Source organism: Streptomyces sp. NBC_00076, assembly GCF_045041235.1.
GTDB lineage: Bacteria > Actinomycetota > Actinomycetes > Streptomycetales > Streptomycetaceae > Streptomyces.
This window is the reverse complement of record NZ_CP108242.1, coordinates 8,025,548-8,042,831: the sequence shown is the minus strand read 5'-3', so window position 1 is coordinate 8,042,831 and position 17,284 is coordinate 8,025,548. Positions and strand designations below refer to the sequence as shown.

The following is a 17,284-nucleotide window of genomic DNA, read 5'->3' as shown; positions in this document are numbered from 1 at the left end:
ACAGGAGTTCGTGCGGTGACGCACGACCCGCGGTCGTCCGCCGGTTACGCGCGACCCGCGGTCTTCTGTGTCTTGCGGGTGACCGAGTCGATGACGACCGTGGTCAGCAGGACCGCCGCGGTGATCATGTACTTGACCGGCTCGGCGATGGACTCCAGCTGGAGGCCGTACTGGATCGAGACGATCACCAGCACACCGAGGAGCGCGTTCCAGGTCCGGCCACGGCCACCGAACAGCGAGGTGCCGCCGATGACGGCCGCGGCGATCGCGTTCATCAGCAGGTCACCGGTGCCGGCGCTCTGGTTGGCCGACGCGATCTTCGACGCCAGGAACAGACCGCCGATCGCCGCGAAGCCGCCGGAGATCGCGAAGACCGAGACCCGGACCGCGGTGACGTTGATGCCCGCACGCCGGGACGCCTCGACGCTGCCGCCGAGCGCGAAGATCTTGCGACCGTAGGCGGTGCGACGCAGCAGGAAGTCGGTCGCGATCAGGAACACCAGGAAGACCACTGTGGCCAGCGGCAGGCCCTTGTACTGGTTGTACATGTACGCCGCCGCGAAGGCGACCACGGCCAGCAGGACCGTCCGCGCGAGCGTGTCGCTGAGCGGCCGGGACGGGATACCCACGGCCTCCCGGCGCCGGTTGCCCAGGAACGAGGTGAGGAAGAACACCGCGACGACCACGGCGGCCAGCACGTACGCGGCGGCCACGTCCGCGAAGAAGTACGTGGTCAGCTTGCCGATCAGCCCCTCACTGTCGAGGTTGATCGTGCCGTTCTCGCCCAGGATCTTGAGCATGAAGCCCAGCCAGAACAGCAGGCCGGCCAGGGTCACGGCGAAGGCGGGAGCGCCGAGCACCGCGAAGAAGAAACCGTGCGCCGCGCCGATGGCCGCGCCCGCGGCGACGGCGACGAGCACCGCCAACCACTCGGGCCAACCCTGGTTGACCGCCAGGACGGCCGCGATGGCACTGGCCGCGCCGCTGACCGAGCCGACCGACAGGTCGATCTCGCCGAGCAGCAGCACGAAGACGATGCCGACGGAGATCATGCCCGTGCCGACCATGGTGACGGTGATGTCGCTCAGGTTCTGCGCGGACAGGAAGTTGGAGTTCAGGCTCTGGAAGACGACGCAGATGACGATCAGGCCGATGACGACCGGGATCGAGCCGAGCTCGCCGGTCTTCATCTTGCGCTTGAACTCACCGATGTAGCCCGTCAGGCCCTGCTCGCGGACGAGCAGCCGGGGGTCGACCGCGGTCACCGCGGCAGCGGCGGCATCGGGGTTGTCGACGGCGACGTCGCCCTGCGTTGTCGCGGAGGTCTTGTCGATACTCACTTGGAAACCTCCCCGCTCGTGCTGGTCGTGCGCGCCGCACGACGGGTCACGGCATTTTCGGTGGCACCGGTGATGGCGGAGATGATCTCCTCCTGCGAGGTCGTCTTGACCTCGAAGACACCGTTGTTGCGGCCCAGGCGCAGCACGGCGACCTTGTCGGCCACCGCCTTGACGTCGGCCATGTTGTGGCTGATGAGGATCACCGCGTGGCCGCGCTCGCGCAGCCGCTCGACGAGGTCGAGGACCTGCGCGGTCTGCTCGACGCCGAGGGCGGCGGTGGGCTCGTCCAGGATGACCAGCTTGGGCTCGCCGAGCATGGAACGGGCGATGGCCACCGTCTGACGCTGACCGCCGGAGAGCGAGGCGATCGGGATCCGGACGCTGGGGATGCGGATGGACAGCGTCCGCAGCAGTTCCTGGGAGCGTCGCTCCATCTCGACCTCGTCGAGCACGCCCCACTTCCTCACCTCGCGGCCGAGGAAGAGGTTGCCGACGACGTCGATGTTGTCGCACAGCGCGAGGTCCTGGTAGACCGTCGCGATGCCCAGGGCCTGGGCGTCGTGCGGCCGGTTGATCTGGACGGACCTGCCGTCCCACTCGATGACGCCCTCATCGATGGGGTGCACGCCGGCGATCGTCTTGACCAGCGTGGACTTTCCGGCGCCGTTGTCGCCCACGAGGGCGACCACCTCACCGGCGTGGACCTCAAGCTCTACGTCGGTGAGCGCCTGAACGGCACCGAACCGCTTGGAGACCCCGCGCAACGCCAGCACGGGCGTAGCGGACACGTGAACCATCTCCTTCGCCGCCTGACCCGGCGGGAGGTTGTGCAGAAAGGACTCTGGGGATGTTCCGTCCGGCGCCCCGCGACGAGCTTGCGGGGCTGTCTGATGTGCGGGGCGCCGGCGGAGCATGGGGAGCAGCCATGTCCCCACGGAGATTCCGGGTACGGGGATTCGGCTTCACAGTCGAACTCCCGTACCCAGAAGGGGACTTGAGGCTGCCTACTTGATGCCGAGCTCGTCGCAGGCGGCCTTGTACTTGCCGGTGCAGATCTCGGCGGGCGTGTAATAGCCTTCCTTGATCACCGTGTCGTTGATGTTGTCCTTGGTCAGCGAGACGACCGGGACCAGGACCGACGGGACGTCGTTCGCGCTGCCGCTGGAGACCTTGTCCTTGGCGATGGAGCTCAGGCTCTCGCCCTTGGCCAGCGCGACGGCCATCTCGCCGGCGACGCTCGCCTCCGACGGGTAGGACTTGAACACGCTCATGTACTGGTCGCCGACGATGACCCGCTGGACGGCGGAGAGTTCGGCGTCCTGGCCGGTGACGGGAACCTTGAGACCGGCGGCCTTGAGGGCGGTGATGATACCGCCGGCCATGCCGTCGTTCGCGGAGTAGACGCCCACGATGTTCTTGCCGCCGACCGCGGAGATCGCCGCCTCCATCTCGGAGTTGGCGTTGTCCGGCGACCACTCCTTGGTGTCGTACTCCTTGGCGACGGTGACCTTGCCGTCCAGAGCGGAGTGCGCACCCGCCTTGAACTGGGCGGCGTTCGGGTCGGTGACCGAACCGTTGATCATGACGATCTTGGAGGACTTGGTGGCCTTGGCGCCCAGGGCCTTCAGCAGGGCGTTGCCCTGGGTCCTGCCGACCTCCTCGTTGTCGAACGAGGTGTAGGCGCTGATCGGGCCTTCGGCGAGACGGTCGTAGGCGACGACCTTGATGCCCTGGTCCACGGCCTTCTGAACGGAGTTCTTGATGGCCTTCGCGTCCACCGCGTCCACGATGAGCACGTCCACCTTGTTGGTGATCATCGTGTCGACCTGCTGGGACTGAAGGCTCGCGTCCTGCCGCGCGTTGTTGTACAGGATTTCGGCCTTGTTGTCCGTGAGCTCCTTGATCTTCTTCTCGATCAGGGGCTTGTCGAACTTCTCGTACCGTGCGGTCTTGTTCTCCGGAAGGAGCAGACCGACCTTGATGTCGTTGCCCTTCGAGGCGGAGCCGGAGGACTCGGCCTTGTCTCCGGACTCCTTGGCGCTGCCACAGGCGGCCAGCGAAACCGCCATGGCACCGGCGGCGACGGCAACAGCGGCACGACGCATACGCGTGTTCACTTCAGAAACCTCCCTGACGAGGCCGCGTCATTGCGGCCGAGGTGGCTGGAAGTCAACTCGGCCACACGTGCGACGTCAAGAAGTAAATCCTTAACGGGTTGGCAACGGTGCCATCCGTTCTCTAAGTGAAGGCAGGTGTCGCCGCATGCAGCGTGCCGTCCAAAAGGGTTGAATCACCCATCTCGCTGAGCGCGAGAGCGAGTGCTCCGAGCACCTCCGCACGGCCACCGAGGGCCCCCGGGAGAACGGAGAGCTGGCGTGCCGCACTGGGGATCGCATAGCGGCCCACTGACTCCCTGATCGGCCCAAGCACCAGCTCACCGGCCTCGGCGAGATCACCGCCCAGAACCACCCGGCTCGGGTTCAGCAGATTGCAGAGATTGGCGACTCCACTGCCGATATGGCGGCCGACGTCGGCGATCACCCGACGACAACCAGGGTCTCCGTCCCGCGCCAAGCGCACCACGCCTTCCATCGTCAGATCGGTGCCGTGGCTGGACTGGAGCAGCGGAAGCACATACCGCGCGGCCGCGAAGGTCTCCAGGCAGCCCCGGTTCCCACAACGGCAGACCGGGCCGGACTCGTCAAGTGTAATATGTCCGATTTCTCCCGCAGTGCCACCCGGGCCGCGATAGATCTTCCCGCTGATCACCAGCCCCGCGCCCACACCGCTCGCGACCTTGATGTAGGCCAGGTCACGCACCCCCCGGCCACTCCCCCAGACCAGCTCGCCCAGGGCGCCGAGGTTGGCGTCGTTGTCCACGTGAACAGGCACGCCGAGCCGGCCGCGCATCTCCTCCGCGGGCCGGGTGCCGCTCCAGCCGGGCAGGATGGCGGTCGAGCCGAGGGTGCCGGACTCCACGTCGATCGGGCCGGGGACGCCGAGGCCCACGCCGGCGACCTTGGAGCGATCCACTCCGGTGGCCTCGATCAAACGGGTGACCAGCTGTTCCGCCCGGTCGAAGCCCTGCGCCGAGGACGCGTCCACATCAAGCGGCTCGGACTCCTCGGCCAACACCTGATGGGCCAGGTTTCCGACCGCCACCCGCAGATGGGTGTGCCCGAAGTCGACCCCTATGACGATGCCGGCGTCCCCGCTCAGGGAGACGCTGCGGGCCCTTCGGCCACCCGCCGACGTGGGCGTGACCTCGACGGTTCCGCCGTCCTTGAGCTCGCGCACGATGTTGGAGACGGTCGCTGCGGACAGGCCCGTCGTCCGCGCGATCTCCGCCTGCGTGAGCGACCCGGCCAGCCGCACGGCTCGTACCACCCGTTCCAGGTTGGCTCGGTGCAGCGACGACTGCGACCCCGGAGTCTCCACGACGACCTCCTGCGCGCGGGGCCGCTTCAACGAGACCCCGTCTATGTCCAACTAGTGAACTCTAAGCTGAGCTGTTCGGGTCGCCTCCCGTCAAGAGGTTGAACCGCATCCGGGTTCCTGAACACACACGCGAACGCCGCCCCCGAGGAGCCGGGAGCGGCGCCGCACACCGTGGTCGAGCGGCTACTTCAGGGCACCGGCGGTCAGCCCCTGCACCACCTGACGCTGGAAGACGATGTACGCCGCGAGCACCGGCAGCATCGCCATGACCAGGCCCGCGAACAGGCCGGACCAGTCGCCCTTGTATCCCTGGCTGACCGCGAGCTGCACCAGGCCCTGGGTGAGGACACGCTTGTCCGGGTCGGTGTTCAGCACGGTCGGCAGCATGTACTGGTTCCACTGACCCAGGAAGTTGAAGATCCCCACGCTGATCAGGCCGGGCTTGGCCATCGGCAGCATGATCTGGAAGAACGTCCGGGAGTGCGAGGCCCCGTCCACGAACGCCGCCTCCGCGACCGAGGTCGGCAGGGTGCGGAAGAACGCGGTCAGGAAGAACACCGTGAACGGCAGCGAGTAGGCGATGTAGACCAGGATCAGCCCGTGGATCGTGTTCAGCAGGCCCATGTTGTTCACGACGTAGAACAGCGGGACCAGCGCCAGCATGATCGGGAAGCTCATGCCGCCGATGAACAGGTAGTAGATGAACCGGTTGCCCGGGAAGTCGAAGCGGGCCAGCACGTAGGCCGCCATCGAGCCGAGCACCAGGGTGCCGATGAGTGATCCTCCCACCACCAGGATGGTGTTGAGGAAGTAGTCGCTCATGTTGGCCTCGGTCCAGGCCCGCGACCAGTTGTCGAAGTGCAGCGTGTCCGGCAGCGACCAGGGCGAGCCGAAAATGGCGCTGTCGCTCTTGAAGGACGTCATGACCGCCCAGACCAGCGGCAGCACGACCATGATCGCCCAGAGGACCAGGATCCCGTGCGAGAAGGCGTTGAGGACGCCGCCCTCCTTCTTCCCCTTCGGGGCGGGGCCGGTCGGGACGTCGACCTTGGCGACGGGCACACCGGACTCGGCCGGCAGGTGGGCGGGGGGCTCGGTCGTCTTCATCTGTCAGTACTCCAGCCGCTCGCGGCGTCCGAGCCGCATCACGAGGGCGGCGAAGGCCAGCGTGACGACGAGCAGGGCGACGCCGATGGTGGTGGCATAGGCGGCCTGCCCGTCACGGAACGCCTTCTGGTACACGTACAGGACCATGACGGTGGTCGAGTAGTCGGGACCGCCCGGCCCGGTCGTCATGATCTGCACGACCGCGAACGACTCCGCCCCCAGGGCGAGGATGCCCATGTAGACCCAGCCGGACTGCACGGTGTCCCACAGCAGCGGCAGGGTGATCCGGAAGAACGTGGCGGCGCGACCGGCCCCGTCCAGCAGCGCGGCCTCGTAGAGGTCCGCCGGGATGGAGGCCATGCCGGCGGAGAAGAGGACCACGAAGAAGCCGACCGTGGACCACACGAGCACCGCCATCACGCACCACAGGGCCAGGCTCGGGTCGCCCAGCCAGAGCGGCTGGACGCTGTCGAGGCCGATCCCGCGCAGCAGCGAGTTGATGGCGCCGCTGTCCGGGTTGTACGCGAAAGCGAACAGCAGGGCGACGATCGCGATCGAGAGCACCTGCGGGAAGAAGTAGACGATCTTGTAGAAGGAGGAGCCCCGGACACCGGAAATGACCGGGCCGCCCCTCCGCCTGCGCCCACCGACATTGATCATGAAGGCGAAGAACAGCGCCAGGCTGATTGTCACGAGCGGCAGCACGACCGCGAACATCAAGCTGTGCTGCAAGGACTTCCAGAAGATCTCGTCGTCCAGCATCCTCCGGTAATTGTCCAGGCCGACCATCTTGAATTCAGGACTCAGGCCGGTCCAGTCCGTGAACGAGTAGTAGATGGACTGGATGAACGGCCAGACCACGAAGAGCGCGTACAGTCCGAGGGGCAGCGCCAGAAACCCCACGATGAACCGGTACTTGCCGTGCTGCATCGATTCTCCGGTCCGTCTACTGGTGCTTGTAGTGCTTGATCGAGCTGTCCTTGGCGGTCTCGTCGGCGTAGGCCTGGATCTTCTTGATGGCCTCGGCCGGAGTGAGGCGGCCGGCCATCATCTCGCCCAGGCCGGACACGCCGATCTTCTCCTTCTGCAACTGCACGTACCAGTCCTGCATCCGCGGATTCACCACGTTGGTGCCGGCCTTCTCCAGCGCCGCGACGCCGGACTTGAGGCCCGGGGTGAGGGTGATGCCGTCGGTGCCGCCGTTGTACGCGGTCAGCGACTTGACCTTGCTGGTGAAGTTCTTCGAGGACGCCTCGCTGAGCATGATGCGCAGCTGCTCCATGCCGCCCTCGCCGTTCTTCGCCTTGGCCGGGACGATGAAGGGCTCGCCGCCGGAGGCCCAGATGGTGCCGAAGGGCATCTTGTCGGAGGAGTCGATACCGGTGGGCGCGGAGACGGCCAGGTCGAAGTCCTTCGGGATGACGTTCGCGGACTCGTTCTCCACCCAGGAGCCGTTCGGGATGAACAGCGCCTTGCCCTTGGCCCACGCGGTCTGCGACTGGATGTGGTCCAGGCCGGGGGTGCCCTTGAGGATGTAGCCCTTCTTGTAGAGCTCGTAGTAGGCCTCGAAACACGCCTTGACCGCGGGGTTCTTCCAGGCGTTCGGCTCCAGGTTGTCGATGGCGTCGAGCACCTCGACGCCGCCCACCTTGCCGATCATCGGGTAGAGCGAGAAGGGGAGGTAGTACGGGTACTTGCCCGCGTACGTCCAGCCCGCCATGCCCTTCTTCTTGGCCTTCTCGCACACCGCGAGCATCTGGTCCCAGGTCTCGGGATAGGTGGCGTCGAGGGAGTCCAGGGCCTTCTGCGAGTACCAGACGCCGTACACCGTGTAGGCGTAGTACATGATCCAGACCGGGTCGCCGTCGAGCTGGCCCATCTCCACGATGCCGGGGCGCAGCGTGTCACGGACCTTCTTGTTCGGGTCGTCGTAGGAGGGGGCGTCCAGCAGCGGCGTGAGGTCGGTGAGCTGGCTCTTTCCCGCCAGGACGCCCATGTCCATCTGCTCGGCGCCGGAGTTGTCGATCAGGTCCGGCGGGGTGCCCTGGTTGAAGCGGGGCTGGAGGGTGGACTGGATCTTCTGGGTGGCGGAGAACTTCACCTTGGCCTTGGGGAAGTTCTTCTCGTAGATCTTCACGGCATCCTCGGCGTACTCCTTGCCGAAGCCGCCGTCGAACAGGACGAATTCCATTCCCGCGGTCTCGTTCACGGCCAGCGGGTTCTTCGCGGTCTTCTTGCCGGCCTTGGCCTTGTCGCCGCTGTCGCCGCCGCCACTGCTCGCGCACGCCGACAGGAAGCTCATCGTGGGGACGGAGATCAGGCCCAGCGCGGCGGACCGCTTGATCAGATCGCGGCGGCCGACACCACCGGTGCCGTTGTTCTCGGCGGAAGTGGATCCCATGCTCAAGTCCTCGCCTTCTCCAGGACTCAGGCGGTGAACCGGATCCTCCCGGGCACCGCGGTCGGGTCACGCAGGGTTGTGCAGGACGTGCGGATCGTGAAATTCGATCATGCCGTGCGGATCGTGTGAATTGCCGACAGGTATAGTCCACTTCTTGCCGAGGGAGCAAGATCGAACGCAAGGTTGGCCATCGGTCTTTTCCGAGTTGAGACCTCGCGGAAATATGAGCGCCCTGTGCGCCGCTTGCCGGAAAAATCCCAGACATAGGCCCCGAATGCCGCAGCCAACACCCTTGACACCACTGTCCACTTGAGCACCTACTGGTCCTTGCGCAGAGTAGTTGACAACGTTGTCCGCAGCGCAGGAGGGGTGCTCGCGTATGCAGCAGCACAGGGTTCGGCACAGACGAGGTTCCACCGGTGCGCGGGGTTCGGCGGTCGTGTTGACGGCCGCCTTCGCGTTGGCGGTGGGGTCCCAGGGGGCGGCGGTCGCCCTTCCACAGGCGCCCGCGACCGCCGACCGGGGGTTCGCGTCCTCCTTCGAGGCGGACGATCCGGCACCCGACTGGCTCAACACCGTCGACACGGCACCGGACGGCACCAAGCGCGCCGCCGGGGTCGACGGCGGCTTCGGCACCGGCATCCCGGGCAATGTGACCGACCACGTCACCGATGTCCGGGCCAGCGCCGAGAACACCGGCGGCGGCGAGGTGAAGGACAACCTCGTCGACGGCGAACCGGGCACCAAGTGGCTGGCCTTCGAGTCCACCGGCTGGGCCGAGTTCGACCTGGACAAGCCGGTGAAGGTGGTCAGATACGCGCTGACCTCGGCGAACGACGTCGAGGAGCGCGACCCGAAGGACTGGACGCTCAAGGGCTCCAGCGACGGCAAGGACTGGAAGACACTCGACACCCGCTCGGACGAATCCTTCTCCGAGCGGTTACAGACGAAGACGTACGACATCCCGGTGTCGGCCGCCGCGGAGTACCGGCACTTCCGGCTGGACATCACCCGCAACAACGGCGCCGACGGCATCCTGCAACTCGCTGACGTGCAGTTCTCCACCGGCGGCGACGACGGCCCGGTGCCGCGGGACATGCTCTCGCTGGTCGACCGCGGCCCGAGCGGATCGCCCACCGCGAAGGCGGGCGCCGGCTTCACCGGAAAGAGGGCCCTGCGTTACGCCGGACGACACACGACGGACGGGCGGGCCTACTCGTACAACAAGGTCTTCGACGTGAACGTGGCGGTCGGCCGGGACACCCGGCTCTCCTACCGGATCTTCCCGTCGATGGCGGACGGCGACCGGGACTACGACGCCACGAACGTGTCCGTGGACCTGGCCTTCACCGACGGCACCCAGCTGAGCCGCCTCAAAGCCACCGACCAGCACGGCTTCGCCCTCTCACCGCAGGGACAGGGCGCCGCCAAGGTGCTCTACGTCAACCAGTGGAACAACGTCGTCGCACGGATCGGGTCGGTCGCGGCCGGGAAGACCGTCGACCGGATCCTGGTGGCGTACGACTCCCCGAAGGGTCCGGCGAAGTTCCGGGGCTGGCTGGACGACGTGAGGATCGAGCGGGCCGCGCCCGAGAAGCCGAAGGCCCATCTGTCGGACTACGCGCTGACCTCCCGGGGCACCAACTCCAGCGGCGGTTTCTCGCGGGGCAACAACTTCCCGGCGACGGCGGTGCCGCATGGCTTCAACTTCTGGACGCCGGTGACCAACGCGTCCTCGCTGAGCTGGCTGTACGACTACGCGCGGGGCAACAACGCGGACAACCTGCCGACCGTCCAGGCGTTCAGCGCGAGCCACGAGCCGAGCCCCTGGATGGGCGACCGGCAGACCTTCCAGGTGATGCCGTCGGCCGCGTCCGGCATCCCGGACACCGGGCGTGAGGCGCGGGAGCTGGCCTTCCGGCACGAGAACGAGACCGCGCGGCCGTACTACTACGGGGTGCGGTTCGAGAACGGGCTGAAGGCGGAGATGACGCCGACCGATCATGCGGCGGCACTCCGGTTCACCTACCCGGGCGACGACGCGAGCGTGCTCTTCGACAACGTGACCGACCAGGCGGGCCTGACGCTCGACAAGGAGAACGGGGTCGTCACCGGGTACTCGGACGTGAAGTCCGGGCTGTCGACCGGTGCCACCCGACTCTTCGTGTACGGCGTGTTCGACAAGCCCGTGAGCGACGGGGCAGCCGGCGGGGTCAAGGGCTACCTGCGCTTCGACGCCGGTGCCGACCGGACCGTCACCCTGCGCCTGGCGACCTCGCTGATCAGCCTCGACCAGGCGAAGGACAACCTGCGCCAGGAGATCCCGGACGGCACCTCCTTCGAGAAGGTGAAGTCGCGCGCCCAGCAGCAGTGGGACCGGATCCTCGGCAAGGTCGAGGTGGAGGGCGCGACGCCGGACCAGCTGACCACGCTGTACTCCAGCCTGTACCGGCTGTACCTGTATCCCAACTCCGGCTTCGAGAAGGTCGGTTCGAAGTACCAGTACGCCTCGCCGTTCTCGCCGATGCCCGGCCCGGACACTCCGACGCACACCGGCGCGAAGATCGTGGACGGCAAGGTGTACGTCAACAACGGTTTCTGGGACACCTATCGGACCACCTGGCCGGCGTACTCACTCCTGACGCCCTCTCAGGCGGGCGAGATGGTCGACGGGTTCGTCCAGCAGTACAAGGACGGCGGCTGGACATCACGCTGGTCCTCGCCCGGGTACGCGGACCTGATGACCGGCACCTCGTCGGACGTGGCCTTCGCGGACGCGTACGTCAAGGGCGTCGACTTCGACGCGAAGTCGGCGTACGACGCGGCCCTGAAGAACGCGACCGTCGTGCCCCCGTCGTCCGGCGTGGGCCGCAAGGGCATGGCGACCTCGCCCTTCCTCGGCTACACGAACACCGACACGCACGAGGGCCTGTCGTGGGCGCTGGAGGGCTACCTCAACGACTACGGCATCGCGAGGATGGGCCGGGCCCTCTACAAGAAGACCGGTGAGAAGCGCTACAAGGAGGAGTCGGAGTACTTCCTCAACCGGGCCCAGGACTACGTGAATCTGTTCGACCGGAAGGCCGGCTTCTTCCAGGGCCGGGACGCGAAGGGCGACTGGCGCGTCGAGTCCTCGGCGTACGACCCGCGCGTGTGGGGCTACGACTACACCGAGACCAACGGCTGGGGCTACGCCTTCACCGCCCCGCAGGACAGCCGGGGCCTCGCCAACCTCTACGGCGGCCGCGGCGGCCTCGGGGAGAAACTGGACGAGTACTTCGCCACCCCGGAGACCGCCTCGCCGGACTTCGTCGGCTCCTACGGCGGTGTCATCCACGAGATGACGGAGGCGCGGGACGTCCGGATGGGCATGTACGGGCACTCCAACCAGGTCGCGCACCACGTGAACTACATGTACGACGCGGCCGGGCAGCCCTGGAAGACCCAGAAGAACGTGCGTGAGGTGCTGTCGCGGCTGTACACCGGCAGTGAGATCGGGCAGGGGTATCACGGCGACGAGGACAACGGCGAGCAGTCGGCCTGGTTCCTGTTCTCCGCGCTCGGCTTCTATCCGCTGGTGATGGGCAGCGGCGAATACGCCGTCGGCTCCCCGCTGTTCACCAAGGCGACGGTCCATCTGGAGAACGGCCGGGACCTGGTCGTCAGGGCGCCGAAGAACAGCGCGAAGAACGTGTACGTGCAGGGGCTGAAGGTCAACGGCCGTGCGTGGACGTCGACTTCACTCCCGCACTCGCTGCTGGCGAAGGGCGGGGTCCTGGACTTCGCCATGGGGCCGAAGCCGTCGAAGTGGGGCACAGGGAAGAACGCGGCACCCGTGTCGATCACCCAGGACGACAAGGTGCCCGCCCCGCGTGCGGACGCGCTGAAGGGCGAGGGCGCCCTGTTCGACAACACGTCGGCGACGGACGCGCGTGTGGCGTCCCCGCTGGATCTGCCGGTCTCCGGGCGGGTCAGGGCGCTCCAGTACACGCTGACCTCGTCGGCGGACCGCGCCAAGGCGCCGACCGGCTGGACCCTCCAGGGCTCGGCGGACGGGACCACGTGGAAGACGCTGGACGAGCGCTCCGGACAGTCCTTCGCATGGGACAGGCAGACCCGTGCGTTCTCGGTGAGGGCCCCGGGTACCTACGACAAGTACCGTCTGGTCGTCGATGGCGAGGCGGTGGTGTCGGAGGTGGAACTGCTCGTCTGAGCAGTCGAGTTGGGGGTCACATGCCGTTTACCGTGCCCGTCCTGCCCGAGGGTGTCGACCCGGCCTGGCTGCCGCCTGAGGCCTTTCGGCCGCTCGGTGTCCGGCTCACCCTGATCCGCGGATCGGGGCCGTTGGTGGAGACGGTGCACGGGGAGGTGGCCGAGGCCTGCGCCCGGTTCGGTGGTCGTGTCGTACGCGACCCCGAGCCGGGCGCTCCCGGGTACGACCTGGTGCTGGAGCTGACCGGCACCGAGGACTCCGAGTCCTTCACGTTCGTGCGCGAGGGCGGCCGGACGACCGTGACCGCTTCAGGGCAGGCCGGGTTGCTGTACGGCCTGTTCCACGTCGTCCGGCTCGGCGAGGACGCCTTCGCGGGGGAGCCGACCCGCCGGACCCACCATCCGGCGGTGGCGCTGCGGATGGTGGACCACTGGGACAACGTGGCCGTGCACCCGGTCATGGGCCAGGTGGAGCGCGGCTACGCGGGTGGGTCGCTGTTCTGGGCGGACGGCCGGGCGCGCGAGGAGTGGGCCCGGGTGCGGGCCTACGGCCGGCTGCTGGCGGCCTGCGGGATCAACGCCGTGGCGGTGAACAACGTCAACGTGCACGAGACCGAGGCACACCTGCTCACGGACCGGATCGGTGAGGTCGCCGACATCGCGGACGCGTTGCGGCCGTACGGGATCAGGACGCATCTCTCGGTCGGCTTCGCCGCGCCCATGGTGCTCGGCGGGCTCCCGACGGCCGACCCGCTGGACGAGGCGGTGCGCGCATGGTGGGCCGAGGCGACCACGCGGGTGTACGAGGCGATACCGGACTTCGGCGGATACGTGGTGAAGGCCGACTCGGAGGGCCAGCCGGGTCCCTTCGCGTACGGGCGCAGCCACGCGGACGGCGCGAACATGCTGGCCGCCGCGCTCGCCGCAGCCGGCAGCGGCTCCGTCGCGGGGTACCGCGGGACCGTGCACTGGCGGGCCTTCGTCTACGACCACCGGCAGGACTGGCGGGACCGGACGACGGACCGGGCGCGGGCCGCGTACGACCACTTCACGCCGCTGGACGGGGAGTTCGCCGACAACGCGGTCCTCCAGGTGAAGCACGGGCCGCTGGACTTCCAGGTACGCGAACCGGTGTCACCGCTGATCGGGGCGATGCCGCGGACCCGGCTGGCGGTGGAGGTGCAGGCCACCCAGGAGTACACCGGGCAGCAGCGGCACGTGTGCTGGCTCGGCCCGATGTGGAGCGAGGTGCTGCGGTTCCGGCCGGACGGCGGGGACTCGGTCGGGGCGCTGGCGCGGGGCGGGCTGGTGGCGGTGTCCAACGCCGGCGACGACCCGTTCTGGACCGGGCATCCCCTCGCCCAGGCGAACCTGTACACCTTCGGACGGCTGGCCTGGTGGCCGGACGCGGATCCCGGTGACGTCCTCGACGAGTGGATCCGGCTCACCTTCACGCCCGGCGCGACCTCGGACGCCGCTCGTCTGGAGGCGGGGCTGCACGCCGTGCTCGACGGTTCGTGGCGGACGTACGAGAAGTACACCGCGCCGCTCGGGGTGGGCTTCATGGTGCAGCCGGGCCATCACTACGGCCCGAGCGTCGACGGCTACGAGTACAGCCCCTGGGGGACCTACCACTTCGCCGATCGGGACGGCATCGGTGTCGACCGGAGTGTGGCGACCGGGACGGGCTACGCGGGGCAGTACGCCAAGCCCTGGGCCGAGGTGTACGAGTCGCCGGACACCTGCCCCGACGAACTGCTGCTGTTCTTCCACCACATGGCGTACGGGCACCTGCTGCACAACGGGACGCCGGTGATCCAGCACATCTACGACACCCACTTCGAGGGCGTGGAGGAGGTGGCCAGGGCGCAGCAGACCTGGGCCTCTCTCGTGGACCTCGTCAGTCCTGCGCGCCATGCGCGGGTCGCGGAGCGGTACGAGGAGCAGCTCCGCGGTGCCCGCGAGTGGCGCGATCAGATCAACAGCTACTTCTTCCGCAAGTCGGGTGTGCCCGACGCACATGGGCGCCGCATCTACTGAGTCCGCAGGATCACGGTGCCGAGCGGGTCGAGGGTGAGCGGCTCGCCCTGGTCGACCCGTTTGCCGGTGAGCAGGTCGGTGGCGGTGGCGTGGGCGGTCAGGCGGGCCGGTTCGGGTGCGTGGTTGAGGAGGAAGAGGAGACGGGTCCCGTCGGGGGCGACGCGGGTCGCGGACTCGACGCTCGGGTGGTCGGCGTACGGGCCGAGCAGGTCGTGGCGGGCGAGGATCCGTCGGACGACCTGATCGACGCCCGGCTGGTCGAGGGCGGTGGCGACGTACCAGCCCTCGCCCTCCCCAAACCGGTTCCGGGTCACGGCGGGGGTGCCGGCGTAGAAGTCGGCGCCGTAGGTGCCGACCGGCTCGGCACCGCGCGGCTGCACGATCTCGAAGACCAGCCGCGCCGCGCAGCTCGACTCCCCCAGGTCGACGGGCTGTACGACGTCCTGGGGGCGGGAGTCCCATTCGTCGACGCGGATGCCCAGGAGAGGGGCGAGCGGGCCGGGGACATCGGCGAGGAAGGCCCGGTCGTGTGCGTCGACGCGGCCGGAGAGGAAGGTGGACAGGACCGTGCCGCCGCGTGCGGCGACCGCTTCGAGGCGGTCGGCCAGGTCGCCCTTGACCATGTGCAGGACGGGCGCGAGCACCACGTCGTACGGGGTGAGGTCGGCGGTCTGCGGGATCACGTCCACGTCGGCGCCGGCCTCGCGGGCGGCCCGGTAGTAGGCGTGGACGGTGTCCTGGTAGCGGACCAGGCGGGACGGGCCGTCGGAGATCTCCAGGGCCCACCAGCTGTCCCAGTCGAAGACCAGGGCGGTGCGGGCGGGGGTGCGGGCGCCCAGGGTCGCGCCGCCGAGCAGCTCCAACTCGCGGCCCAGGTCCGCCACTTCGCGAAAGACACGGGTGTCGTCGCGGCCCGCGTGGCCGATGACGGCCCCGTGGTACTTCTCGCAGGCGCCTCGCGAGGCGCGCATCTGGAAGTAGAGGGCGGCGTCGGCGCCGTGGGCGACCGCCTGGAAGGTGGCCAGACGGAGTTCGCCCGGTCTCCGCAGCGGGTTGACGTCACGGCAGGCGGTGGTGGACGGGGTCTGTTCCATCAGCCAGAAGGGGGCGCCGTCCTTGAGGCCGCGCATCAGGTCGTGGGCGAGGGCGGGCCAGGTGGGCGGGGCGTCGAGGGGCGGGTAACTGTCCCAGGACGCGAAGTCGAGGTGGGGTGCCCAGCGGTGGTAGTCGAGGGGCCGAAACATGCCCATGAAGTTGGTGGTGACGGGGGTGTCCTGGTCATGGGCGCGGATCACCTCCTTCTCGGCGAGAAAGCAGCCGAGGAGCGCGTCGGTGGTGAAGCGGAAGTAGTCGAGGGTGTTGCCCTGGAAGGCGGTGTGGTCGGGGCCGCGCCAGTGTTCGGTGAGGGCGTTCGGGGGCTCGATCTCGTCCCAGTCGGTGTAGCGGTGCGACCAGAAGGCCGTGCACCAGGCATCGTTGAGGGCGTCGAGGGTCGCGTACCTGTCGCGGAGCCATCGCCTGAAGGCGTCGGCGCACAGCTCGCAGTAACAGGTGCCGCCGTACTCGTTGTTGATGTGCCAGGCGAGCAACGCCGGGTGGTCCGCGTACCGTTCGGCCAGCCGTGCGGCCACTGCGGTGGACAGGCGGCGGTACGCGGGTGAGCTGGGGCAGAAGGTGTGGCGCTGGCCGTAGCGGTGCCGGCGGCCCTCGAAGTCGGTGCGGTTGACCTCGGGGTACTTCTTGGCGAGCCAGGGCGGCAGGGCGGCCGTGCCGGTGGCCAGGCAGACCTGCCGTCCCTCGGCGGCGGCCCGGTCGAGGACACGGTCGAGGATCGTGAAGTCGTAGGTGTCCTCGGCCGGTTGGGTGAGCGACCAGGAGAAGACGCCGACGGTGAGGGTGTCGATGCCGGCCCGGGTGAACAGGCGGTGGTCCTCGTCCCACACCTCGTGTGGCCACTGCTCGGGGTTGTAGTCGCCGCCGTAGGGGACCTTCGGGGTGCGGGGCGGGGTCATACCGTGAAGTCCTCCTGGGTCTCGGCGATCACCGGCCGGCTGCTGTGCAGCAGGGACAGCAGCAGCGGGGCGGCCAGCAGGGCGGGCAGGGCCTCGGTCAGCAGGACGGTCATGGCGCCCGTGAGGACGAGCAGCGAGGCGGCGCCGAGGGTGGCACCGCCTCGGCGGATCAGGAAGTACCCGGCGAGGCGGGCGGTGTCCCGGGCGCGGAACGCGAACAGCGAGGTGAGCACGAGCGCGTGCGCGCCCCACAGGAGCGAGCCGACGCCGATGACCACGAGCAGGACGGCCCACCAGCCGGGCAGTCCGGTGGCGGAGAAGTGGGTCAGGGTGAAGGCGATCACGGTGAGCCAGGCGAGCAGCGGCGTCCACAGCTTCAGGGCCGGCAGCGCGTTGAGGCGCCAGCCGCGCCAGTAGGTGCGGGCCGGGTGGAGGTCGGTGAGGTCGCGGTCGCGGTGGTGGAGCGCGTACAGGGCGGCGGACAGGGCCGGGCCGAGGGGCAGGAGGCATACGGCGGCCAGCGGCAGGTTGGCCGGGTCCGTGCCCACGACCAGCAGCCCGGCCAGGCCCGGTGCGGCCGCGCCGAGCAGCAGGACCTCGACGGTGACCAGGGTGTGGATCAGCGCGGCGGCGCGGGAGAGGGGACCGTCGCCGAAGGCGGTGGCCTGAGGTGTGCTCACCGTGCCGGGTCCCTTCCGGGCGGCCGGCGCTCGTCCCACCACGACGGGGCCTCG

Annotated in this window: 11 protein-coding genes; 2 read left to right on the top strand and 9 right to left on the bottom strand. The window is 68.5% G+C overall.

What is annotated here, in order from left to right:
* Positions 1–44: 44 nt before the first annotated feature.
* The 7 genes from OHA64_RS36210 to ngcE form a co-directional block, all read right to left on the bottom strand.
* Positions 45–1,340, bottom strand: coding sequence for a sugar ABC transporter permease (locus tag OHA64_RS36210; protein WP_405620470.1), 1,296 nt, complete (start codon positions 1,338–1,340; stop codon positions 45–47).
* Positions 1,337–2,137 carry an ATP-binding cassette domain-containing protein gene (locus OHA64_RS36205; protein ID WP_405620468.1) on the bottom strand — a complete coding sequence of 267 codons (801 nt, stop codon included), beginning with the start codon at positions 2,135–2,137 and terminating at the stop codon, positions 1,337–1,339. Before OHA64_RS36205 ends, OHA64_RS36210 begins: the two co-directional genes overlap by 4 nt.
* A gap of 207 nt (positions 2,138–2,344) precedes the next feature.
* On the bottom strand, positions 2,345–3,445 hold the full coding sequence (locus OHA64_RS36200; protein WP_405624260.1) for a substrate-binding domain-containing protein: 1,101 nt from the start codon (positions 3,443–3,445) through the stop codon (positions 2,345–2,347).
* A 133-nt stretch (positions 3,446–3,578) separates the two neighbouring features.
* Positions 3,579–4,778 (bottom strand): ROK family protein, encoded by a 1,200-nt coding sequence (locus OHA64_RS36195; RefSeq protein ID WP_405624258.1) that lies wholly within the window; start codon positions 4,776–4,778, stop codon positions 3,579–3,581.
* A 183-nt stretch (positions 4,779–4,961) separates the two neighbouring features.
* Positions 4,962–5,885, bottom strand: a complete 924-nt coding sequence (locus OHA64_RS36190) for a carbohydrate ABC transporter permease (protein WP_405620466.1) — start codon at positions 5,883–5,885, stop codon at positions 4,962–4,964.
* 3 nt (positions 5,886–5,888) lie between these two features.
* A complete protein-coding gene (locus OHA64_RS36185; protein ID WP_405620464.1) occupies positions 5,889–6,815 on the bottom strand; it encodes a carbohydrate ABC transporter permease in 927 nt (308 codons plus the stop codon).
* A 16-nt stretch (positions 6,816–6,831) separates the two neighbouring features.
* Entirely contained in the window at positions 6,832–8,286 is a 1,455-nt protein-coding gene (gene ngcE / locus OHA64_RS36180) for an N-acetylglucosamine/diacetylchitobiose ABC transporter substrate-binding protein (protein WP_405620462.1), read from the bottom strand.
* A 379-nt stretch (positions 8,287–8,665) separates the two neighbouring features.
* On the opposite strand from ngcE, the gene OHA64_RS36175 reads away from it, so the two are divergent.
* Both OHA64_RS36175 and OHA64_RS36170 read left to right on the top strand, forming a co-directional pair.
* Complete coding sequence (locus tag OHA64_RS36175) at positions 8,666–12,499, top strand: GH92 family glycosyl hydrolase (RefSeq protein ID WP_405620460.1); 3,834 nt, start codon at positions 8,666–8,668, stop codon at positions 12,497–12,499.
* Between the two features lie 20 nt (positions 12,500–12,519).
* Positions 12,520–14,538, top strand: a complete 2,019-nt coding sequence (locus OHA64_RS36170) for an alpha-glucuronidase (RefSeq protein ID WP_405620458.1) — start codon at positions 12,520–12,522, stop codon at positions 14,536–14,538.
* Here the strand turns inward: OHA64_RS36170 and OHA64_RS36165 are convergent.
* Complete coding sequence (locus OHA64_RS36165) at positions 14,532–16,550, bottom strand: beta-galactosidase (RefSeq protein WP_405620456.1); 2,019 nt, start codon at positions 16,548–16,550, stop codon at positions 14,532–14,534. The two genes, OHA64_RS36170 and OHA64_RS36165, sit on opposite strands and share 7 nt — an antisense overlap.
* Complete coding sequence (locus OHA64_RS36160; RefSeq protein WP_405620454.1) at positions 16,547–17,230, bottom strand: hypothetical protein; 684 nt, start codon at positions 17,228–17,230, stop codon at positions 16,547–16,549. The genes OHA64_RS36165 and OHA64_RS36160 overlap by 4 nt, the downstream gene beginning before the upstream one ends.
* Positions 17,231–17,284: the final 54 nt, after the last annotated feature.